Here is a 22853-nt window from a genome sequence, read left to right as displayed (position 1 = left end):
ATATAAGTAAAGCCGGAATTTTAAAATTTGCACATTTTTATGGCGACATAATGCCGCCATTTTTTCTTTACGCATCGTCCGCTAAACGTATCACGACTTTGCCAAAGTTCTTCCCCGCCAGCAGTCCCATAAACGTTTCTGGCGCATTTTCCAGCCCATCAGTAATCTGCTCCCGATAATGTATTTTCCCTTCTTTGATCCAACGCCCCATTTCTTGCTGAAACTCATGTATCCGGTGACCATAGTCCTGGTTGATGATAAAACCTTGCAGGCGAATACGCTTTTTAAGTAATGTCGCCATCAGCAGTGGCAGTCTGTCTGGACCGTCCGGCAACGCTGTCGCATTGTAGCCGCTGACCAGACCGCAGAGCGGAATCCGCGCCGACGTATTCAGTAGCGGTAAGACGGCGTCAAAGACTTTACCACCGACATTCTCATAATAGATATCGATACCCTGCGGGCAGGCCTGCGCAAGCTGTTGTGGGAAATTATCAGCGTGATGATCAAGGCACAGATCAAATCCTAAAACGTCTGTCGCATGGCGGCATTTTTCCGCGCCGCCGGCAATACCCACGACCCGGCAGCCCTTCAGCTTGCCAATTTGCCCAACCGTTGCGCCTACGGGGCCGGTGGCGGCGACAACCAGCGTTTCGCCCTCTTTCGGCTGGCCGATATCCAGTAACCCCATATAGGCGGTAAACCCCGGCATTCCTAAAATACCCAGCGACCAGGAAGGATGTTGCGGATTATCACCCAGCTTTACCAACCCTTCGCCATCTGAAATGTCATAATCCTGCCAACCATTGTAACTCAACACCCATTCGTCTGGTCGGTAATCAGGATGGTTTGACGCGACAACGCGACTGACCGTACCGCCAACCATAACGCAGCCAGGTTCAACAGGCGGCGCATAAGAGGGTTCATCGCTCATGCGGCCACGCATATAAGGGTCGAGTGATAAAAAAACGGTACGCAATAGCACCTGCCCTTCACCGGGCGTCGCGACATCATCTTCTTCGAGGCGGAAGTTATCCATCTGCGGCGCGCCGTGGGGACGCGAGGCCAAAACCCAACGACGATTTCGGTTGGTCTGTTGCTTCATTCTATTCTCCTCATGCCTGGCATAATCCATCAATAATAGTCGAACATTAGCTTTCTGAGGGAGTTAAACACTCTCAGATATCAGGCTGTGCGCTTTTATGAACGACTTTCTTTCCCCTCTCGCTAAATATGAATTCTTGCGCTAATTCGTTGATTTATGCCGCCTTCAATAGTATTTCTAACACTATCGTAAACATTCCCTGGGGTTCCCTATGACGATTCGCTTTGCCGATAAAGCAGACTGCGCCGCGATTACCGAAATCTATAACCATGCGGTATTACATACTGCGGCCATCTGGAACGATCGGACGGTCGATACGGATAATCGCCTTGCCTGGTATGAGGCCCGTCAATTACTGGGCTATCCGGTGCTGGTAAGCGAAGAAAATGGCGTGGTGACTGGCTATGCATCATTTGGCGACTGGCGCAGTTTCGACGGTTTTCGCTATACCGTCGAGCACTCGGTTTATGTTCATCCGGCGCACCAGGGGAAAGGACTGGGGCGAAAACTGCTCAGCAGACTGATCGACGAAGCCCGACGCTGCGGCAAGCATATGATGGTGGCCGGTATTGAGTCACAGAATGCCGCCTCAATACGCCTGCATCATTCGCTGGGATTTACCGTCACCGCGCAAATGCCGCAGGTCGGCGTAAAATTTGGCCGTTGGTTAGATCTTACGTTTATGCAGCTCCAGCTTGATGAACACGCCGCGCCGGACGCCTGCTGATGAACCAGTCGCTGACGCTTATCTTTTTGATCGCCGCCGGCGTCGGGCTGGTGGTACAAAACAGTATTATGGTGCGTATTACGCAGACATCATCGACGATTCTGATCGCTATGCTGTTGAACTCGCTGGTAGGGATCGTTTTATTTGTGACGATATTGTGGTTTAAGCAAGGCGCTACGGGCTTCGGCGAGCTGGTCGCCAGCGTGCGCTGGTGGACATTGATCCCCGGTCTGCTGGGGTCATTTTTTGTATTTGCCAGCATTAGCGGGTATCAGAACGTTGGCGCCGCGACGACTATCGCGGTACTGGTCGCCAGCCAGTTAATCGGCGGACTAGCGCTGGATATCGCGCGTAGCCACGGCGTCACGTTACGCGCAATGGTCGGGCCGGCGTTTGGCGCGCTGTTGCTGGTCATTGGCGCATGGCTGATTGCGAAGCGCCAGTTTTAATGGGTTACAGGATCGTGCCGCCTTTGGTGAGCTGCTCGCGGCGCGCGTCCCGATCTTCTTGGTATTGCCTGCCGTGATGCGCGATAGCCGTGCGCAAACGCTGCTGCTGCACATAACGATCTTCGCGACGTAATTCAGCGTCATCGCTCAAGGCAATCAGCAATTCATTCATATGGGCAATTACGCTCTCCGCGATGGCGGCATCCACGCGGGCGCTCACTTCCTCCAGGTGCGACATAAGCTCTCCTACTCTTTATTCTGTAACAGCATGATTCGCCTATTATACGCGTTATTGCCGCCCGATGCGGTAATTCGCCGCCGCCCCCCTGATTTAACTTACGTCAAGTGGAAACACGGGGCTTAATAGACCGAGAATTCGCGCCTTTTTGCCTTTCTTCCGCCGTTTGCTTGCGTATAGACCCCGTAAAGTAGACGCGTGAAGAAGTCTAAGGGATAACAACGTGGCAAAATCTCTCTTGCGCAGCGGCAATCTGGATGATTATCAGGCCGTGGGCGGCGGCGGTCAGGCCGTATTTGAATCAGCATTGCAAATTCGCGAAACGCTTCGTCTGCGTAAACAGCAGGCGATGGTTGACTGTCTGGCGATTCCGCAACTTAACGATAATGGCGATCGGGTTGACTGGTATTCGCCGATTGAAGGTCAGGCGATAGCGTGGAAAGCGGCTGACGAAGAGACACGTTCTCGGGCTTTACGTTATTTAGCCAGCACTTTTGAAAGCGCGGCTGCACTCAGTCGCAAAAGTCTGCAATCCGGTAAAACAGCGCTCCAGCTATTTGGGTCGCTACTTGAGAAAGCGACGCAATTTCCCGGCGAAAATCATGTTTTCCTGGTTAACGGCAAACCGGTTATCACCTTCTGGGGATTCGTTAATCTCAACGAAAATACACGCGATGATGTGCTGGACTGCCTGCGGGTAACCGAGGCGATCCCCAACATCCCTCTGGTCGAGCCGGAGCCGGAGCCCGAAGAAAAGCCACTGGTAGAGGCGGCATTTAGTCAGGCGGATGAACCTTTGTTAACGTCTGTCATTGAGCCGCCGAAAATGCCGGAGGAACCTGCTGCGCCGCCCGTTATCGTTAGCGAGCCGAAGCCTGCCGCACCTATCCCGGTTGCTGAGGCGAAAAGAGCTCGCCGTCTACCGCTGTGGAGCTTACCTGTCGCTGCCGTGGTTATCGCCGCCGTCGCCACGCCTTTTTTCTGGCCATCTTCATCCGTTGACGGGGCCTCTCCTGTTCGCGCCGCGCCTGTCGCTACCGCGAAAACTGACGTTACCCCCTTGCCTGAACTCACCGCGCATTTGCCGCTGCATCGCGCTGAGGTGACGCCCGCCCCCAAAGCGGCGCCGCTGCCGGAAGCGCCTGTTATCATTGCCGCTATCCCCAAAGACGCGCTGGTAATGGACAGTACGCAGATGAAGCTTGGAACCACGCGCTTTTTAAACGGTAGCTGGCGCGTCAGTGTGGATGTCAAAGATCCGATTACCGGCAAGCCGCCCTCTCTGCGTTATCAGATCCAAAATAACAAAGGTATCGCGCGCGTAGTACATGGCGATAACGTGGTTTGTCGGGCGGAAATTTTCTCTGGTCTGCATCAAACGGGCGAGCTGATGATTAAAAGTCGCGGCAACGCGCGCTGCACCGACGGTTCACGTTATCCGATGCCGGAAATTACCTGTAAAGCAGGCGTCAATGACGTCGCAACCTGTACCGCCCGTTATGGCGACCACGCGGCAATTCCGTTGACGTTTAAAAAGATAGGTGCCTGATTTTATGTTGGTCAATCTGTGTGATTACAAACAGAGCGTCACGCTCATTGCAAACAGCGGCGTCCAGTTTCTTGACTTTGGCTTAACGCCGCAAGAGTCGGCCCACTACGGACGTTTTGTGCGCAAAACGGCAAACGGCCCGCTACTGCGCCTCGATTTTGATCTGACCAGCGGGCGCTACACGTTGCCAGGACGTGCTGGTGGCCAACCCGAAGTCGTGAAACCGGAAAGCACTCAGACGCTGCACTATTCTCTGGATGTACTCGACGGAATATGGCTCCCCCTGCCGTTCCTGCGTTTTAATCCGCCGCGTACCTTTATTGACGGGCCGGATAACTGGGCGCGCATTCAGGTACGTAAACTCAGCGAGCCAGATAGCGCCGGAAACACACACCGCATCACCCTCGCCTTTGACAGTCAGCTGGCAAAAAATATGCCTGCGGCGTTGGCACCTTGCGAAAACGATCTGCTCAATGGCACACGTTTTGCGCTCGCCTGGCGCGATGAAGAAGTTGCCGATTTCCTTGATCAGACATGGATTGACGGCTGGCTGCGCGAGTCGTTTCTTCAGTATGCCTCACAGGTGGAAAACCGTTCGGAACAGGCCATACAACAAGCGCTGCGTAGCTTTGAGTATCAGGCGCACTGGTTGAATTTACTGACGCTGTTAGGCGAACAGCTTACGGTGCCGGAAGTAAAGTTTGTGACACATACGTTAAGCACGCCCGCAATCCCGGTTGATCTGATTCTGGATGTCGGCAATACGCATACCTGCGGCGTATTGATCGAGGATCATGGCGATGCGAATGACGGGTTACGCCAGACAGCAGAGCTTCAGGTGCGTTCTTTAAGCGAGCCGCAGTATCTGAACGATCCTTTATTTACCAGCCGGGTAGAATTCTCGGAAGCGCGCTTTGGCAAGCAACACTTTTCTGTCGAAAGCGGACGAGACGACGCCTTTGTCTGGCCTTCCATTGTGCGTGTGGGCGACGAGGCTCGCGCCCTTGCTATGCAGCGTGTGGGCACCGAAGGCAGCAGCGGTATCTCCAGCCCGCGCCGCTACCTGTGGGATGAAACCCCCGCCTTGCAGGACTGGCGCTTTAGCCAGATCCACGGTAAAACGCAGCGCGAACCGCTTGCCACCGCGTTTCCGCTGATGAATCTGATGAACGACGACGGACAGCCGTTATTCCGCCTGCCGCATGAAGAAAGGCTACCGGTTTTTTCGCCGCAATACAGCCGTAGCACCTTGATGACGCATATGTTGTGCGAAATTCTGGCTCAGGCGCTGGGGCAAATTAACAGCGTCGCCACCCGGCTGCGGCTCGGCTTTCCCGCCTCGCCGCGCCAGCTACGCACCCTGATTTTAACGCTGCCTTCCGCCATGCCGAAACAGGAGCGAGAAATTTTCCGCCAGCGAATGTTTGAAGCGCTGGCGCTGGTCTGGAAAGCTATGGGCTGGCATCCGCAGGATGAGGATTTCACCACGCCTAAGCAGCGTGAAAAAAGCGTGGTTCCGGTACCAGAAATACAGATGGAATGGGACGAAGCAAGTTGCGGCCAACTGGTATGGCTTTATAACGAAGCCATTTCGCATTACGCCGGGCGTACCGAATCCTTTTTTAATGCGCTGGCCAGACCGGATCGCCAGCCTGAACCCGGCGTCGTCCCCGGACGCGCGTTGCGCGTGGCATCGATTGATATCGGCGGCGGCACGACGGATATGGCGATCGTTCACTATCAGTTAGATGACGGCGTGGGGGCCAATGTAAAAATTACGCCTCATCTCCTGTTTCGCGAAGGTTTTAAAGTCGCCGGGGACGATCTGCTATTGGATATTATCCAACGCTGCGTACTCCCTTCCCTGCAAACGGCGTTGCAACGGGCAGGCGTTACGGATGCCGCCGCCCTGCTGGCGACCTTATTTGGCGATTCGGGACGAATTGATACTCAGGCCATTTTGCGCCAGCAAACGGCGCTGCAATTATTTATGCCGCTGGGCCACGCGGTACTTTCCGCCTGGGAGCAAAGCGACATTAACGATCCGTTTGCTGGTTTACACGCGACATTTGGCGATCTGCTGATCCGCCGCCCAACAAGCAACGTGATGAACTATATCCAGCAGGCGATCGATCATGCCTTACCGTCTGGTTCGCCGACATTTGATATATTCAATGTGCCGTTGCAAATCCAGTTTAGCCAGCTTCAGGAGGCTCTGCTGGCCGGTCAGTTTACGCTGACAACGCCGCTTCATGCGGTCTGCGAAGCGATCTCCCACTATCACTGCGATATCTTGCTGGTGACGGGGAGACCGACCTGTTTACCCGGCGTACAGGCGCTCATCCGGCACTTACAACCGGTGCCGGTTAATCGCATTGTGTGGATGGATAAGTATCAGGTACATGAATGGTATCCCTTCAGTCAGCAAGGGCGTATCGGCAATCCAAAATCCACTGCCGCGGTAGGCGCGATGTTATGCAGCCTGGCACTGGACTTACGTCTGCCGCGTTTCAATTTTAAAGCGGCTGATATTGGCGCGTATTCGACTGTGCGTTATCTCGGCGTACTGGATAATACCGTTAATACGCTTCGCGATGAAAATATCTGGTATCACGAGATCGATTTGGATAAACCCGGCGCAACGCTGGACGCTCGCCTGCATTTTCCGCTACGCGGCAACGTAACGTTGGGCTTTCGTCAATTGGCGAACAGTCGCTGGCCTGCGACCCCACTCTATTGCCTGAGCATTAATTCCGCCGAACTGGCGAAAACCATCGCAGGCGACGGCGTACTGAATGTGCGACTGAAATTACGCGGCAGTAGCAAAGATAGCGCCCCGGAATCGTTCATATTAAGTGATGCCTGGCTCCAGGACGGGACGCCGGTCGCCGCCGATGCGCTGACATTAAAATTGAATACGCTGGCTGACCGTCGCCACAGCGGCAGCCACTACTGGATAGATAGCGGGAGTGTATACCTGAAATGACAAAACCGTTAAACGCCACCCAGGCTGTTATCGAGTGGGTTAACAACACGCGCCGTTACGCAACGCGACTGGATGACGAAGCCGACGCTCTGCTGGCGCAACTTACGCTTGCCGCGGCGGATGAGTCAGCGCTTAACGCCGCCTGCGCATCACATGGCTGCGTAGGTCTGTACGGGTATGCGCAATCCGCAAAAGCGCATCTGCTAACGACGCTATGCGGTAACGAGAATGGCAAGCTGGAAATTATCACGCCGGACCGTGACTATGATTATTTCAGCCACATCAATCCGGGTCATGCGCCAGCGAATATGGCTATTCGCTTTACGCGCGACATTTTTTCAAACGAGAACGGCTGGCCGTTGCGCCTGCGCTTGATCAGTGAAGCTGAACTGGTGCAGATCTTTATTGCCTGGACCAGCTCGTCCCCCGTTTGTCGCCAGGTCGAAAAATCCATTATCACATCACGCCTGGAGAAATGGCAATCGCTTCGCCAACCGCAGCCCGTCCCCGGCGTTACCGCTGAAGAGGTCGCGACCATCGCGAGTTTCTGGCGCTCTTGTCTTCCGTCCGCCAGACAACATATTGATGATGCGACATGGCAACACTTTGCCTCGCTCTTGCCTGCGCTGGATCTCACGACACGGGCGCACGCCTGGGCCTTACTGTGGGGAGAGCAACCAGAGATCACCCAGCAATGGCTGGCGCTGGCGCATATGTTGCAACAAACCGGCCATGCCGGGGAACTGGCGGCGCCGCTCAGCCTGCTGGTCGATCATTTTGGCTTACCGGCGGAAAACTTCCTGACGCAAATGGCGCTAACCGCCAGCGATACGCAAAGCGATGTGGTGGTGCATCCGGTTAAGGAAGGCCGACTGCTCAATGCGGTCAGCCTTTCGCTTGATTCTCTGGCGCTGCTTACCCGCGAACTGGTGCTAACCGTTGAAAACAGCGTACTGGATAACGTTGATTTACTGGATATTCCGGTCGCGCCAGACAGTCATCCTCATCCGTTATGGCGGGCGAAATTAGGCTGGATGCTGGCCCATTACCGTCAGCAGGTACAGCCCGATGTTCTGGTGATTTGCAATGCTCTGGCATCTCGCTCGCAAACGTCCACTGCCGCCCGTCACTTACTGGAGTGGGTTAACGCCACGCAGCCGCAGCATGAATCAGCGTTACCCGGCGTCGTCTGGGCTATTACTCCACAGGATGCCCGTTTTGCCACCCAGCAAAATCTGGATGAGGCCGTCCAGCAGTTGATGGGTAAACCTGGCGTGCATTGGGGAACGTTGCAGGCGCTGGATAAACACAGTATGCAGCGTTTGGTGGAGTGGTTATCGCAGGCAACATCGGCACCACAGCGACAGGCGCGCTTACAGGCGTTACGCGAACAACTGCGAGGCCGCGTGCGCGATCTGTTACCGATGTTTGATGACGCGCGGCTACCGGTTGAAACCGTGATCCGGCGTCTTCAGGCCCAGGCCGCCAGACATGGCGACCTGCTGGCCGGGCTGTTACCGCCGGTACAGAATTTCGAAGCGTTGCTGCGCACCCGACAGTCACGAGAAGAACAGGTCAGCGGCTTATTTAATGACGCGATCGATCTCTTTGCCGACGAACCAACGCGCGCTTCAGCGTCAGAAGGTCACGAAACGGGCTATCAGGCGCACAAAATGTGGATCAATCATCTGCGCCAGTGGGCCCACTGCCGGGATAATGCGCAGCGTCTGGGACTGGAACCGCAGATGCTCAACGCCGTGGCGGAGATTTTAATTACCGCCAGCTATCGCCTCGGTTTACCTCAGCAGTTACAGAAAACCATGCAGCGCGAGGAGGTGAGCGGCGCGCAGCTTCATGCCATCATTGGTAACTTCATCGCCTGGCTCGGCTACGCAAATATCGAGGAGGCCCAACGCCCGGCCAGCCGCGTTCAGAAAGGCGCAGCCATTTTCGCCGCAACGCCGTGTTCGACAATGTTGCGTCTAACAAAGCTTGACGAACAGCCCGTTCACGCCGCCAGCCGCTATGTCTATGACTGGCTTGTTGCGCTGTATACCCTGGCCAATGAGAACGCAGGATATCGACATCCGCAGGACGTTACCGACGTAGACAGATCGCAATTAATTACCCTGATAGCCTGACCTGGCGGAAAAACCATGCCCGGTAACCTGTATCGGGCTTGAGGTCAGAAAAGCGAAAACAGCAATGCGACGGGGAAACTTATCGGCCATGTCGCGCCAACCAAAAAGGCGCTCAGGAAACGAATTCGTTTTTTGTCATGAGTCAAAAACCAGGTGATGAGAAATGATATCACCGCCATGACGGCGTAAAAAATTAATATCTTTTGAAAGAGGGTCATATCAGGCATCCGCGCCAACCAGAGGAAAAAACGCGCGCAATATGCTCTTTTTTTTTGACACACATCAAGGTTTGTCAGCCTTAACAGCAAAACGTTCTCAATGCACGGCTCCGCTCACAGAATATCCTGTTTACGTATTATTGCGGATCTCGCCAACCCGTACTATACCCATAGGGGTTATGATGAAAGGTGGCGAAAATGAATGTTTCCAGTAAAACCGTCGTGCTGATTAATGTCTTTGCTGCTGCAGGACTTTTGGGTCTGATCTCGTTGAGATTCGGCTGGTTTGCTTGAGGTGTTCAACCTTTGAGTACTTGCTGCGCATGTCGGCGGGGAGGTCCCCCTCTCCGCCGACACCCGCCTATTTTTTCACGATTTTTCTGAACAGTAAATGATCCTTAATGCTTAACCATGATGTGGCGGACAAGGGTGTAGTCTTCCAGACCATACAATGACATATCTTTGCCGTATCCCGACTGTTTTTGCCCTCCATGCGGCATCTCGCTAACCAACATGAAATGGGTATTAATCCAGGTACAGCCATACTGCAATCTGGCGCTAAGCCGGTGCGCCCGCCCGACGTCCTGAGTCCAGACGGAGGATGCCAGACCATAGCGAGAATCGTTGGCCCACCTCAGAACCTGATCTTCATCATCAAAGACGGTTATACTGACCACCGGGCCGAAGACCTCGCGTTGCACGATGGCATCGTCCTGTTTTGCGTCTGCCAGCAACGTCGGAGCGAAATAGTAACCTTTACCTTCCGTTTGACTTCCGCCAGTAATCACACGGATATGGCTAAGGGCCTTCGCCTCCTCTACTGCCGCTGTGACGCGCTTCAGGTGCGCCAGCGAACTTAACGGCCCCAGCTCTGTCGACTCATCCTCCGGCGCGCCCATTTTCAGGCTGCTCACCGCGTTCCCTAGCTTTTCGACCAGCGCATCATAGATACCGCGCTGCGCGTATATACGGCACGCCGCAGTACAATCTTGTCCGGCATTATAGAAACCGAAAGTCCGGACGCCCTGCGCCACCGCATCCAGATCGGCGTCATCAAAAACAATCACCGGGGCTTTACCACCGAGTTCCATATGCGTACGTTTTATCGCTGGCGCAGTATGGCGCAGAATATGCTCCCCGGTCGCGATAGAACCGGTTAAAGAGACCATGCGTACTTTTTCATGACCGGTCAATACATCGCCAACAGTCTGCCCTCGTCCGAACAGGACATTGAGCACCCCCGGCGGAAAGATATCCTTCGCCAGCGCGGCAAGTTTAAGCGCCGTCAGCGGCGTGATTTCAGAAGGCTTAATCACCACGCAGTTACCTGCCGCCAGCGCTGGTGCCAGCTTCCAGGCCGCCATCATGAGCGGATAATTCCACGGCGCGATAGAGGCAACCACGCCAATCGGGTCCCGGCGGATCATCGACGTATGTCCTTCCAGATATTCACCCGCCGCCAGTCCACTCAAACAACGGGCCGCGCCAGCAAAAAAGCGAAAGACATCCACGATTGCCGGAATTTCATCATTAATTACGCCGTGCAAAGGCTTACCGCAGTTTTGCGATTCAAGCCGGGCGAACTCAAGGGCGTTTTGCTCGATGCTGTCCGCCAGTTTTAACAGACATTCCGCCCGTGCTTTGGGTGTGGTCTGCCCCCATTCGGCAAACGCGCTATCGGCGGCCAGCACTGCGGCGTCAACCTGCGCGGGCGACGCTTCCGCAATCTCAAGTATGACCTCGCCTGTCGCCGGGTTATAAACAGACAGCCTTTCTCCCTCGCCGTCCACCAGCACGCCATTAATCAGTAATTGATATTGCATAGCATTTTCCCATATCGTCATTAATCGATTTCCGGCGAACAGGCCGCCGCTTTCCTAAAAATAGACGGCGCGCCAGATGCTCACCCGGCACACTCGGGAAATTTAGCCAGGTTGTGAGCTGACACGCATTCCACCTCACACAAGGCTTTTAGCGCGCAGCATCTCGCGAATCAGGCTGCCAAGCTGTTTTACGGCCTGTTCTTCCCGTTCTCCCCAATGCCATGCGGTGTTAAAACGAAAGAAACGCGTCCAGGCGCCGGACGTTGAAAACATTTTCCCCGGCGCGATACTGATAAGGTGTTCAAGGGCTTTGGCGCTAAGTTCGCCGGCATCAAGCTGCTCAGGTAGCTCCAGCCAAAGAAAATAACCGCTATCGTTATGGTGAATTTTTACTTCCGCCGGGAGATGGCGCAAAAGGGTTTGCCAGGCTTGCTGTTTACGTTCGGCAAGCTGCCTTCGCAATCGGCGCAGATGCGCGTCATATCGACGTGTCGAGAGATAATCCACTAACGCCAATTGCATGGGGGAACTAGTGGATAATGTGCTCATTAACTGCAAACGCTGAATTTGTCTGGCATGGCTTCCTCCCGCAACCCAGCCGATGCGAAAACCGGGAACCAGACATTTGGAAAAAGACGAACAATGCAACACGGTGTCGTCGCGATCCCATGCTTTGGCAGGCAGAGGTTTCTCGCGGCCAAAGTAGAGTTCGCTATAAACATCGTCTTCAATTAGCGTCACGTTATAGTGCGTGAGTAACGCAACCAGCCGCGCTTTTTTCTCAGCACTCAGCGTGAACCCTAATGGATTCTGGCTGTTGGTCATTAACCAACACGCTTTCACCGGATATTCCTGTAACGCCTGTTTCAGCGCCATAAGATCGATACCTTCTTTGACATCGGTGGGTATCGACAACGCTTTCAGGCGCAATCGCTCCAGGGCCTGTAGCGCACCGTAGAAACAGGGGTTCTCCACCACCACCCAGTCCCCCGGCGCCGTCACCGCCTGTAAACTAAGATTCAACGCTTCCAGCGCGCCGGCGGTAATGACAATCTCGTCAGGAGAAACGGTAATCCCCTGCTGCGCGTAACGGCGTGCTATCGCATAGCGCAATTCTGCATTACCTGGCGGCAAGTTTTCGATGACGCTCATTGCCGTCGCGGTTTTACTGACCTGCGCCAGAGAGCGATTCAATTGCGGCAAGGGAAACAGACGCGGATCGGGAAACGCTGAAGCAAAGGGCACCACTGAGGTATCACGGCTGGCCTGCAGCATCTCAAAAATATAGGTATTGATATCTACGACTTCATCCCGAATAACGTATGCTGCCGTCGCGACTGACCGACAAACCGGATGCGGCGCGACATAATAACCGGATTGCGGACGGGCGATAATCCGTCCCTGACTTTCCAGCAACTGGTACGCATGACCGACAGTCATAAAACTCATACCGCTACTGGCGACCTGCTCCCTCAGCGAGGGTAATCGATCGCCGGGTTGCCAAACGCCAGAGGCGATTTGTTCTCTAATTTGCTCCGCCAGACGTTGATATTTTTTCATTATTTGTTCTCATTGAGCGCTGCTTGCAGGTGGCAACCGCAGTGTATATCAGTTGTTAAAATTAACAACAATTTGCTAACTGTTATGGTGCTTTCCAACAGGCGTAATGATTAGATTTCGCCACAAAACGCCGTTTCAGGGCCTCTGCTTAACGGGAAAGTCAAACCAGGTGTTCGGGTATGGTTCATGAGTAAGGGAGAAGTGCCACCATTCAGTATCCAGTGGCGTAAAGCCCGCATCACGCATCAATGTTTGTAATAACAACCTATTTGCGCGTTGCTGAGCGGTAAGCATGACATTATCGGGATGGGATAACGGACTAAAACAGTCAAAGCCGGTACCAAAATCCAGACTATTATCTGGCGAGCGTTGCGCCGCGGACGCAGTACAATTCACCAGTGGTCGTCCGGGATGGTATATCGGTATTTTACTGTCGAGTGGAACAATCGTTAGATCAAGCGTACTTCCCCGACTGTGGCCGGATCTGGCGGCAAGATAACCTTCCTCAAACAGACGATTTTTCTCTACCTGCGGATAAAATTCGTTTTTCATTTGGTTTTGAGAAGGATCTTTGGCCCACGCGATAAAATCGTTCACTGCGCTTTGCGGACGGTAGCAATCATATATTTTTAAGGTAAGTCCGAAGGGGTGTAAACGATCGGCGACCTGCTTCACTGCGTTCGCGGCTGGTCGTGTTAACAGGCAAACAGGCGCGTTATAGCCTTTAATTGAGCGGCCAATAAAGTTATGGGAAGTGAAGTATCGCATGTCTACCTGTACGTCGGGGGCGACCGTAGTAATGTCGACAACGTCTTTTGGCTGTTGGAGATCAATATGGCTTTCAGTTGACATTGCCTGAACGGACAACAGGCTGAACAAGAGGAAAGAAGATACGCATTTTACCATATGTTACACCTCGCGAGAGTCACAGGGGTGATTATGTATTTGAGCAGGGAAACATTAGCGGACAGCGCTTAAACCGATGGTTAAAATAAGCATCTTTTTCATTACGTAATAATATGAGTTCGTATCGGTAGTTACAGGATAAATGCATCAATACTTTTCCTGCATAATATTAAACTTTTCCTGCATAATATTAACGGACTGATAAACTAGCCATAAAAAAGCGCCACGTTTTGCTGATGATTATCGCCAGTCGGCCAGAACTGTGTTTACGCCTGGCTCGACTGGCTACAATAACTAATTAAAGGCAAAAGCTATAGGCAAATAGTATCCAGGTCTGCCCACTGCATACCTCCATACAGACATCCGGTGGATGCCCTTGTTCTGTACAAACCCACGCCATCGCTGGTGTTGAAAAACTGTAGCGAATAATATTAAAACAGATGCCAGAACGATAGATTTCGCTCGTTTCATCGAGCCTCCAGCAAATTTAAAAGGTCATTTTCATTACTGGATACCATACTTCCGTATAAAGCATATAAGAAATACTCAGTTTTGATAAAAAGATCACCACATCATTGATAGCGTGTTGATATTCATCACCAGCATAAAATCCTTTTGCAATATTGTGTAGGAGTCTCACCTACGCGTTGATACGTTTAAGTTGTTATGAGCCATACCTTCTTGTTAGGCGATGAACCTGTCTTATCCCTTTGTTTACAGTACATCCCAACATAAAAACAAAACCAGCTATAACACCGTAATGCCATGTACATAACTTAAGCGTACTCCATAATACAATCGAGACATGGTTTAACTTCTCGGTGGTTGCAATAGCCTGTATGATAGCCGTAGGGTTGAAGAGCAAAACGCCCAGCAATAAGATTCCCAAAACAATAATCGCAACCAACTGAAAAAGCAGCCATCCGATCGCGAAACGGCACAATAGCAGCAATAAAAACCGCAAAGGATTATTTATCAAATCTGATTCCAGCACATCCCAAAGTGGCGTTTTTCTAGGCGTATAGTTGTCTGACTTCCTCATAATTAGACACCTCATCGGTTTTAATATTTATCATCAGTTAGCTAGCTGATTAAATACAGCCAGCTAATACTTACCATTAAAACTATCAAAATTCATAGCTAAATTATAAAGTTGTTTTTAAACTCATATCACCATCCTCTCCGGAATTGGCATGGCACCTGCATCCCTTACCTACATGATATCCTTGTTAATCTAATAATACATTCAGCATTATTTTTCGCAGGGCGATATACATATTGGTTTAGTAAAGGTTTACTTTTAGGAGAAATAGTATCGAGGAGAATTAATGTGTATAGAAGTTATAAATAGATGCTTGAGGGGCTGTAACAAACAATAATGTTGTTAATACTTACCAGAAAAAACATATATACCCTTCATACTTCAAGTTGCTTATGTGTTGGCTACGCTCGTTCACCCCAGTCACATAGTTATCTATGCTCCTGGGGACTCACTCCCTTGCCGCCTTTAAGCAACTCGAATTATTTTGGGTATAAACCAAGCCGTTGAATGGAACTCTGAAAATATCGATACGTTTCGCTATTCCTGGCATCAATGATGTACACAATCCTACAGATAGATAGGATCTTTTAGTTTGTAACCGACAAGTGATGAGTTATTCAATGACATTATGATATCATTTTTAATAAATTCAGAAATATCAGCAATTTTTTCATCTGTACCTACCGCTCGAAAAGTCTCAACGCGATAACCAGCAACTGTTACATCAAATGTGTCATAGTCGGTAACATTCATTAAAATACGGATTTTTTCGGCTTTTGGATGATGAGGATCGTCATCTGTTATTGTGTATAAATCGAAATAAGCAATATTGTCTGGCACTGTTACGATTTCTGCAGGACTACAACGCGCATTTCCATTCGTTATGTAAACGTAGGGATGTTTATCGCCAACAGCATCACACCAATTACCAGAAGGCAATTTGAGTGACCTGACATATGTATCAATTACTTTTTCCATATAACAGACTTTATCCAGGCATGCTTGCTTACATTCTGTTGCTAACTGAATCGCCACAGGTTTAACAGACACCTCGGAGTCATTTAAAATGACTTAAAGAGAGGTGCCCATGAGCGGTACACGTTATCCCGAAGAGTTTAAAATTGAAGCAGTCAAACAAGTCATTGATCGCGGTCATTCTGTTTCCAGCGTTGCAACACGTCTCGATATCACCACCCACAGCCTTTACGCCTGGATAAAGAAGTACGGTCCAGATTCTTCCACTAATAAAGAACAGTCAGATGCTCAGGCCGAGATCCGCCGTCTCCAGAAAGAGCTGAAGCGGGTTACTGACGAACGGGACATATTAAAAAAGCCGCGGCGTACTTCGCAAAGTAGTCCGACTGAGGTACGCCTTTATTCGTGACAACTCCCGTTGCTGGCCTGTTCGTCTGCTCTGCAGGGTGCTGAATATCCATCCCAGTGGCTTTTACGCCTGGTTTAAGCAACCGTATTCTCAGCGCCACCAGGTAGATCTGAGACTGACGGGACAGATCAAACAGTTCTGGCTGGAGTCCGGTTGCGTTTATGGTTATCGCAAGATCCATCTGGACTTGCGGGATAGCGGGCAACAGTGCGGAGTCAACAGAGTCTGGCGACTGATGAATCGTGCCGGGATAAAGGCTCACGTCGGGTACCGGAGCCCGCGGGCACGCAAAGGCGAGGCCAGTATCGTATCGCCCAACAGGCTCCAGCGACAGTTCAATCCGGATGCTCCGGATGAGCGTTGCGTAACGGGCATAACCTACATCAGGACTCACGAAGACTGGTTGTATCTGGCCGTGGTTGTTGACCTGTTCTCACGCAAAATTATCGGCTGGTCAATGCAATCCCGTATGACAAAGGACATTGCCCTGAACGCACTGCTGATGGCTGTATGGCGGCGTAATCCGCAAAGACCGGTGCTTGGTTCACTCGGACCAGGGCAGTCAGTACACAAGCCATGAGTGGCAGTCGTTCCTGAAATCACACGGCCTGGAAGGGAGTATGAGCCGTCGCGGTAACTGTCACGATAACGCGGTTGCAGAAAGCTTTTTCCAGTTACTGAAACGCGAGCGGATAAAGAAAAAGATCTACGGAACGCGGGAAGAAGCCCGCAGCAATATATTTGATTACAGCGAAATGTTTTATAACAGTAAGCGTCGGCATGGTTCGAGCAATCAGATGTCACCGACGGAATATGAAAATCAATATTATCAACGGCTCAGAAGTGTCTGGATTATCCGTGGCGATTCAAAATACAAAAATCACCCTATATCTTTTTTTGATATTCCTTACATAATGTGGCTTGACTCACACCCATCTATAAGGAATAAAAATGCCAATAACTAACAACACGTCCCCAGAAAATATATTAAAATATTTAAATGCGGCCAGTACTGGTACGAAAGAAGCGATGAGAAATTCAACTTCACCACGCGGTATACTGGAATGGATTGTCAATTTTTTTACCTGTGGTGGAGTGAGGAGAAGCAACGAAAGATGCTTTCAGGAGGTAGTGGAAAAGCTGACTTCAGCGTTATTACATGTAAATAAAGATGATTTTTATAGTGGTGCCAAAATATTTATGGAGGATATCAACGGGTGTACTATATGCCTGTCATGTGTCACAGCCCCTGAATATGAAAATAAAGCCCCCATGGTCACTATAGAAGTGAGTAAAGATGGAAAAACGATAACAGGTGAATTTGATGGTAATAAATTTTGGAGTGTCTGTCAAATGTTAAAACTGATTCGTAAATATAATATATACCAGGAGGATTCACTTTTAACCGAGGAAGGTAAGCTTAACCTACGTGGAGTATACCTGGCTTATAAAGATTTACAGAATGAAAATTTTGAAAATACAGATGCCTCCTATGCATCTTTCTATGGTTCAGATCTTTCTGGCGTAAATTTTTGTGGCGCAAAACTACAGGGTGCAACAATGGCTTACACAAGCCTAGTTGATGCAAATCTGACAGATGCAGACATGACCGACGCTAACATATTCTGTGCAGACTTAACTGGTACTGTTCTATGCAACACAACGCTAACAGGTGCTAATCTAAAGGGTACAAAGGGATTACCCGAAGCTGGCCTGCCAGATGTTCAACATCGTCCTGGCCCCCAGGATAACACGAATGAAACGCCGCCCTCTCTTTTGCCAGCTTCAGATTGGTTGTGATAGCCGTGACTTCTGGATCACGCCATATTAATAAAAATATCCCTTGTAAAGGATTTTATAGCAAGGAGTATTCAACTAAGAGAATACTCCTTGTTTTTTATTAAAAAAATTACCGACATCTGAATTTCATTATAAAAATGAACATATAATCTATCCTTAGTGAAAAAGTCATTAACCACTGCAACCAGGGGTGATGCATCCCAGATGGGGGATATCACATCGTCATGATGGTAATTAATTGAATATAAATTGGTTTTATTGAGAACATCACGCTGAATAGCGTGATGTTTCTCTCAAATTGAGCATGATACTATGCATTAAGCAATAAGATCTGGAGTTCCTTCCTAAAGCTTTTCCTACTGGTTTCGCTATTTACATTCATTCGTTATTGAGAATTTTACTTCCTCAGGAATATGCATATTAAAATTATCGAAAGGTGTAGAGTCTATCATTTTCAATGTTAAATAATTATGATTATAAATTAATTTACCCTCGCCACTTCCGCCAAACGATATGATTCCAAATTCATTATCAATGGAACCATCGATTATTGAATTGTTTTTATCGCAATCAATCCTGCTTCCATTCGCATTAATAAAACAATAAGTTCCTGATAATTTTCCATTATCCTCATGGAGGATAAGATCATACATAGATGAATTGCCTTCATTTTTCCAACACCCAGTGATATCATTGCAATAATGAACGAATTTAATCACTGACCCGGCTACGTGTTCTCATACAACTTATCGCACTTATTGACAAACCGTTTTCGCTAATTTGAAGTGTTGAATAATAACTCAAAGAAATTATTGGCATCATAGCCTCACGACGTAACTGGAAGGTGGCATGATGCTTACAAAAACGTTATCAGTAGTTTTACTGACCTGTGCGCTGTTTTCAGGCCAGTTACTGGCGAAACAGCAAGACCACGCATTCGTATGGTTTGCGACGGGAGGGCACCAACTTAGACACGAAGCCGACAGCGATGAATTACGGGCGGCAGCGGAAGAATCAGCGGAAGGCTTGCGCGAGCACCACAACTGGCAGAAATCGCGCAAACCAGAAAGCTATTTTCGTTAATTAAACGCCCCTGCGCTTCGGCAGCGTTTTCATCAGCGCTTCAGGGCTCACTGAAGCGACAACGCTGCCAGGCTGGGGCATTTTTAAGATGTGGTTTTTAATTTTGCCAATGACATGCATTTCGCATGGGCGGCAGTCGAATTTTAGCGTCAGTACCTCATCGCCATGCACCAACTGCATCGGCGTGGCTTTCCAGCTCTTAATATTTCCTTTCGCCTGCTTTGGACAAAGGTTGAACGCAAAACGCAGGCAGTGTTTGGTGATCATGACCGGTACCTCGCCCTTCTCCTGATGCGCCTCATAGGCCGCATCAATCAATTGTACGCCGTAACGGTGATAAAATTCCCGCGCTTTGTGGTTGTAGACATTAGCGAGAAAGTTGAGATGCGTTTGCGGATAGACGGGCGCAGGCTGCGCCACGGGTTTCCGACGACTTCGTTGATAACGGGTCAGACGTGCCGCGTCAAGCATATCAATCGCCTCCCGACGGAACTGATTGAGCAGGCTATTTGGCACGAACAACGCCGCCGGTAATGTCACCCTCATATCACGCGCGTAGTAAAGCGTTTGTCCCAGCTTCGCCAGTCCGGCTTTTAGGTTATTCAACGCTTTTTCAGAGTTATTGGCTTCCTCAAATACCCCATCAAGCGTATGCGTGATGCAGACACCGTCTTCACTGGTCAGCGTCAGAATAAGCTGTTCCTGCCAGCCGCCCAGCATGATATCAACCGCCACACGGCGCTCACTGGAGGTTTTTGTCAGTGCTTGCTGCCAGTTATGATCCAGATTACGATTCAACGGATGATGCGGACGGACTTTATGCAGGTCGGCAGGCATATCATTTGGCCAAACGCGGTAGCGGTTATGACCGGTTTTCTCCACCGTATTGGCACGAAAACCCACCACTTCACGCTTAATCAACACGTTCAGACCATCGCCATTCGCCAACGGCTCCGTAGCTTCTACATCGAGATAATCCTTCGCCACATTCAGCACCTCGCCTACCGGCAAGCCAATAAACTTTGGTGAATCAAATGCGCCAATATCGCCTTTCCGCGCGTTAACAAAATAGTCGGTGCTGCCGCGATGGAAGGTTTTCTCCGTGGAGGGAACAAAAAAGTGCTCGGTCCGACCAACCGACGCACGCGCCAGATCGCCACGTTGCTCGATAATCGCGTCCAGCATCTGACGATAATGCGCGGTGATGTTTTTGACATAGCTCATGTCTTTATAGCGCCCTTCAATCTTGAAGGAACGTACGCCTGCATCGATCAACGCGCCGAGGTTAGCCGTTTGGTCGTTATCTTTCATCGATAGCAAATGTTTTTCGTAAGAGACCACCCGCCCCTGATCGTCTTTTAACGTATACGGTAAGCGACAGGCTTGCGAACAGTCGCCCCGATTGGCGCTGCGCCCGGTTTGCGCATGAGAGATATAACACTGCCCAGAATAAGCGACACACAGCGCGCCATGAATGAAGAACTCAATCGTGGCGTCAGTAGCCTGATGAATAGCCGCTATCTGACTCAAATTAAGCTCGCGCGCCAGTACAATCTGTGAAAAACCGACATCGGCAAGAAACTTCGCTTTTTCCACGCTGCGAATATCACACTGTGTACTGGCGTGAAGCTCAATCGGCGGGATATCCAGTTCCAGAATGCCCATATCCTGCACAATCAGCGCATCCACCCCGGTGTCGTACAAATCGGTGATTAACCGCTGCGCGGGCTCCAGCTCATCATCATGCAGGATAGTATTCAGCGTGACAAAAATCCTGGCGCCGTAACGATGGGCAAACGGGACCAAATCGGCGATATCGCGCAGACTGTTACTGGCGTTATGACGCGCGCCAAAACCGGGTCCGCCGATGTAGACGGCATCTGCGCCATGCAAAATCGCTTCGCGAGCAATTGCGGCGTCACGGGCCGGACTTAACAATTCGAGATAGTGAGGTTGCTGGCGCATACAGTCTTTCTTATCCAATAGCAGCGAAATGGCGGCTATTGTAGTCAGAAGCGCAAACTAACGAAATAGTTTTCCCGCTTAATCACGCGGGTAATGGATCAGCGAGTGAAAATGAACCGTATGGTCACTGCTGTTGCGATAGGTATGCGCCGTATCGCCGGCAAAACGCAAACCTTTACCGGCGTCTATGGTTTGCCATACCCCACCAGTACGTCCAGCCGACCCTGAATCACCACCACATTAACGCACAAGAGGCGATCATGCGTCTGTTATCACTGCCATTACCTACTGTATTATCGGGTCTGGTCGCCGTTCTGGTCGGCTATGCAAGTTCAGCCGCCATTATCTGGCAGGCGGCGCTTGCCGCTGGCGCAACAGCCGCAGAGATCGCCGGCTGGATGACCGCCCTCGGTATAGCAATGGGCATAAGCACACTAACGTTAACCTTGTGGTATCGTGCGCCGGTTTTAACCGCCAGGTCAACGCCTGGCGCCGCTCTGTTGGTAACAGGGCTTCAGGGATTATCGTTGCCAGACACCGTGGGCATATTCATTGTCGCCAATGCCCTGATTGTGCTGTGCGGCGTCACGGGATTGTTTGCGCGTTTGATGCGGATAATCCCCCATTCTCTTGCCGCCGCAATGCTGGCGGGAATACTGCTACGCTTCGGCCTGCAGGCGTTCGGGATGCTCAACGGAGAGTTTGTCATGTGCGGCGGTATGCTATTGGCGTGGCTACTCTTTAAAGTATTCGCGCCTCGCTATGCCGTTATTGCTGCCATGGTCATGGGGATAACGGAGGCGCTCATCCAGGGTAAGGGGCGATTAGCGGTAGCCTGTATCAGGCGCTTACTCACGAAAGTGAGCGTAACGCGGCAGTTATCGCATTTCTCGTCACCGCCAGCGGACTTACGCTGATGGGCATCGGATCGGCATTCTGGGGGTTGATCGCTGGCGGGATAGGCTACGCAGTATTAACGAGAACGCGCCGCCCATCGTTGTCTGGCTGATGGCGACCGCTAATCTGCCGGGGTTTGCGCCATCTTGCGATGGCGCCGCAGAATTATTTTTTGTTAACGTCAAACATAGAGGTATCCGTCGCCATATCATCCACGACCTGTTTCAACGTTTCAAACGCCATTGGCGTACTGGAATTGCTCAGGTCTTGACCTTCACCCTGGCGCACTACCTTGACGACCGGCTTGTTGGTCGCGGCATCTATCAGCTCACCCTCAAAATAGAGGTGGGTATCCATGGTTCGGTGGCCCGTCGCCATTTGCGTGCCCGCCACAATCAGCGCTACAGGGATCACCTCATAGAATTGCAGTCCTTCTTTGCTGGTATCCACGCCCGTAATCGCTCCGCGGAAAATCAAACTGCGCGGCCCTGGCGTCGTGACCAGCGGTTTGCGCTGTTCAATTGCTGATTTTACTTTAGTGTTCGTATAAGCCAGCAGTTTATCAAGAACTTGCTGCCCGACCTGGGTCGTTGGCTTGGGGACGGGATAATATGTTATCGGATTGTAAACAATACTGTCATAGTTAGAGTCATTGAAATGTGGATCTACCCAGCGCAACACCGGTTTCCCCGTGGCGGAGGTAGCTTCCTTCAGGTCCGAATAATTTTTTAAGAATCCAGAATACTTATCCGGCTGTGTGACTTTGGACGCACAGCCGGATAACGCCAGCAAACCAGTAAGCACTGCAACTTTAAATAAAGTATGAGTACGCATGAAACGATCCCTTTAGTCTTCGCAATGATGCAAAGGAAATAATAGCAAAACGAAATCATTCTGGATGCACTAAAAATGGTAACGACAGCACAATTTGAACGCGGCGCCCGACAAAAAAATGCCGAACGCTGCGAGACTTACAGAACTTG

19 protein-coding genes and 3 pseudogenes are annotated in these 22853 nt (G+C 50.7%); 10 read left to right on the top strand and 12 right to left on the bottom strand.

From position 1 onward, the window contains the following. Positions 1 to 67: 67 nt before the first annotated feature. Positions 68 to 1102, bottom strand: a complete 1035-nt coding sequence (locus ACLD4K_RS02180) for an NADP-dependent oxidoreductase (RefSeq protein ID WP_411011318.1) — start codon at positions 1100 to 1102, stop codon at positions 68 to 70. A 211-nt stretch (positions 1103 to 1313) separates the two neighbouring features. Here ACLD4K_RS02180 and mddA point away from each other — a divergent pair, with 211 nt between their 5' ends. Further along, on the top strand, positions 1314 to 1829 hold the full coding sequence (gene mddA, locus ACLD4K_RS02175; RefSeq protein WP_411011317.1) for an L-methionine sulfoximine/L-methionine sulfone acetyltransferase: 516 nt from the start codon (positions 1314 to 1316) through the stop codon (positions 1827 to 1829). Continuing rightward, positions 1829 to 2278, top strand: a complete 450-nt coding sequence (locus ACLD4K_RS02170) for a DMT family transporter (protein WP_001076571.1) — start codon at positions 1829 to 1831, stop codon at positions 2276 to 2278. The genes mddA and ACLD4K_RS02170 overlap by 1 nt, the downstream gene beginning before the upstream one ends. 4 nt (positions 2279 to 2282) lie before the next feature. On the opposite strand, the gene ACLD4K_RS02165 is transcribed toward ACLD4K_RS02170, so the two are convergent. Continuing rightward, positions 2283 to 2516, bottom strand: coding sequence for a YdcY family protein (locus tag ACLD4K_RS02165; RefSeq protein WP_000018720.1), 234 nt, complete (start codon positions 2514 to 2516; stop codon positions 2283 to 2285). A 223-nt stretch (positions 2517 to 2739) separates the two neighbouring features. Between ACLD4K_RS02165 and srfA the strand changes: the two genes are divergently transcribed. The 3 genes from srfA to srfC are packed head-to-tail and all read left to right on the top strand — an operon-like array spanning position 2740 to position 9192. Further along, positions 2740 to 4065: a virulence-associated effector SrfA gene (gene srfA, locus ACLD4K_RS02160; RefSeq protein WP_001129963.1), complete on the top strand. Its 1326-nt coding sequence runs from the start codon at positions 2740 to 2742 to the stop codon at positions 4063 to 4065. Between the two features lie 4 nt (positions 4066 to 4069). Next, positions 4070 to 7051, top strand: coding sequence for a virulence factor SrfB (locus ACLD4K_RS02155; protein WP_000960830.1), 2982 nt, complete (start codon positions 4070 to 4072; stop codon positions 7049 to 7051). Further along, positions 7048 to 9192, top strand: coding sequence for a virulence-associated effector SrfC (srfC, locus tag ACLD4K_RS02150; protein ID WP_411011316.1), 2145 nt, complete (start codon positions 7048 to 7050; stop codon positions 9190 to 9192). Before ACLD4K_RS02155 ends, srfC begins: the two co-directional genes overlap by 4 nt. 44 nt (positions 9193 to 9236) lie before the next feature. Here the strand turns inward: srfC and ACLD4K_RS02145 are convergent, their stop codons facing one another. Then, positions 9237 to 9410: a GhoT/OrtT family toxin gene (locus tag ACLD4K_RS02145; RefSeq protein ID WP_001522647.1), complete on the bottom strand. Its 174-nt coding sequence runs from the start codon at positions 9408 to 9410 to the stop codon at positions 9237 to 9239. A 198-nt stretch (positions 9411 to 9608) separates the two neighbouring features. Between ACLD4K_RS02145 and yncL the strand changes: the two genes are divergently transcribed. Further along, the gene (gene yncL / locus ACLD4K_RS02140; RefSeq protein WP_001103198.1) at positions 9609 to 9704 is read left to right on the top strand and encodes a stress response membrane protein YncL; all 96 of its coding nucleotides are present in this window, start codon (positions 9609 to 9611) and stop codon (positions 9702 to 9704) included. 104 nt (positions 9705 to 9808) lie between these two features. Here yncL and patD read toward each other — a convergent pair whose 3' ends face one another. From patD to ACLD4K_RS02115, 5 genes are all read right to left on the bottom strand, one after another. Next, positions 9809 to 11254, bottom strand: coding sequence for an aminobutyraldehyde dehydrogenase (gene patD / locus ACLD4K_RS02135; RefSeq protein WP_411011315.1), 1446 nt, complete (start codon positions 11252 to 11254; stop codon positions 9809 to 9811). 114 nt (positions 11255 to 11368) lie between these two features. Next, positions 11369 to 12793: a GntR family transcriptional regulator YdcR gene (ycdR, locus tag ACLD4K_RS02130; RefSeq protein WP_411011314.1), complete on the bottom strand. Its 1425-nt coding sequence runs from the start codon at positions 12791 to 12793 to the stop codon at positions 11369 to 11371. Between the two features lie 135 nt (positions 12794 to 12928). Next, the gene (locus ACLD4K_RS02125; RefSeq protein WP_411011313.1) at positions 12929 to 13699 is read right to left on the bottom strand and encodes a M15 family metallopeptidase; all 771 of its coding nucleotides are present in this window, start codon (positions 13697 to 13699) and stop codon (positions 12929 to 12931) included. 664 nt (positions 13700 to 14363) lie between these two features. Then, positions 14364 to 14741 carry a D-alanyl-D-alanine dipeptidase gene (locus tag ACLD4K_RS02120; RefSeq protein ID WP_183060401.1) on the bottom strand — a complete coding sequence of 126 codons (378 nt, stop codon included), beginning with the start codon at positions 14739 to 14741 and terminating at the stop codon, positions 14364 to 14366. Between the two features lie 567 nt (positions 14742 to 15308). After that, positions 15309 to 15791: a hypothetical protein gene (locus ACLD4K_RS02115; RefSeq protein ID WP_411011312.1), complete on the bottom strand. Its 483-nt coding sequence runs from the start codon at positions 15789 to 15791 to the stop codon at positions 15309 to 15311. Between the two features lie 37 nt (positions 15792 to 15828). Here ACLD4K_RS02115 and ACLD4K_RS02110 point away from each other — a divergent pair. Beyond that, positions 15829 to 16973: pseudogene (locus ACLD4K_RS02110) on the top strand (IS3 family transposase); the annotation flags it as partial. Between the two features lie 103 nt (positions 16974 to 17076). After that, complete coding sequence (gene pipB, locus ACLD4K_RS02105) at positions 17077 to 17925, top strand: SPI-2 type III secretion system effector PipB (protein WP_411011311.1); 849 nt, start codon at positions 17077 to 17079, stop codon at positions 17923 to 17925. A 368-nt stretch (positions 17926 to 18293) separates the two neighbouring features. On the opposite strand, the gene ACLD4K_RS02100 is transcribed toward pipB, so the two are convergent. After that, positions 18294 to 18578, bottom strand: a complete 285-nt coding sequence (locus tag ACLD4K_RS02100; protein ID WP_094964475.1) for a hypothetical protein — start codon at positions 18576 to 18578, stop codon at positions 18294 to 18296. A 199-nt stretch (positions 18579 to 18777) separates the two neighbouring features. Between ACLD4K_RS02100 and ACLD4K_RS02095 the strand changes: the two genes are divergently transcribed. Beyond that, entirely contained in the window at positions 18778 to 19008 is a 231-nt protein-coding gene (locus ACLD4K_RS02095; protein ID WP_000956438.1) for a DUF2554 family protein, read from the top strand. On the opposite strand, the gene ACLD4K_RS02090 is transcribed toward ACLD4K_RS02095, so the two are convergent. Further along, entirely contained in the window at positions 19009 to 20973 is a 1965-nt protein-coding gene (locus ACLD4K_RS02090; protein ID WP_411011310.1) for a peptidase U32 family protein, read from the bottom strand. It lies immediately after the preceding gene. 78 nt (positions 20974 to 21051) lie between these two features. Continuing rightward, positions 21052 to 21215: pseudogene (locus tag ACLD4K_RS02085) on the bottom strand (XRE family transcriptional regulator); the annotation flags it as partial. An 18-nt stretch (positions 21216 to 21233) separates the two neighbouring features. Between ACLD4K_RS02085 and ACLD4K_RS02080 the strand changes: the two are divergent. Next, positions 21234 to 21982, top strand: a pseudogene (locus tag ACLD4K_RS02080) (benzoate/H(+) symporter BenE family transporter). Between the two features lie 53 nt (positions 21983 to 22035). Here the strand turns inward: ACLD4K_RS02080 and ACLD4K_RS02075 are convergent. Further along, positions 22036 to 22704 carry a DUF3313 domain-containing protein gene (locus tag ACLD4K_RS02075; protein ID WP_411011309.1) on the bottom strand — a complete coding sequence of 223 codons (669 nt, stop codon included), beginning with the start codon at positions 22702 to 22704 and terminating at the stop codon, positions 22036 to 22038. Positions 22705 to 22853: the final 149 nt, after the last annotated feature.

This window comes from Salmonella sp. 741265055_HSA (genome assembly GCF_046569525.1).
Taxonomy (GTDB): domain Bacteria; phylum Pseudomonadota; class Gammaproteobacteria; order Enterobacterales; family Enterobacteriaceae; genus Salmonella; species Salmonella enterica.
This window is presented reverse-complemented; position numbering and strand designations above follow the sequence as displayed.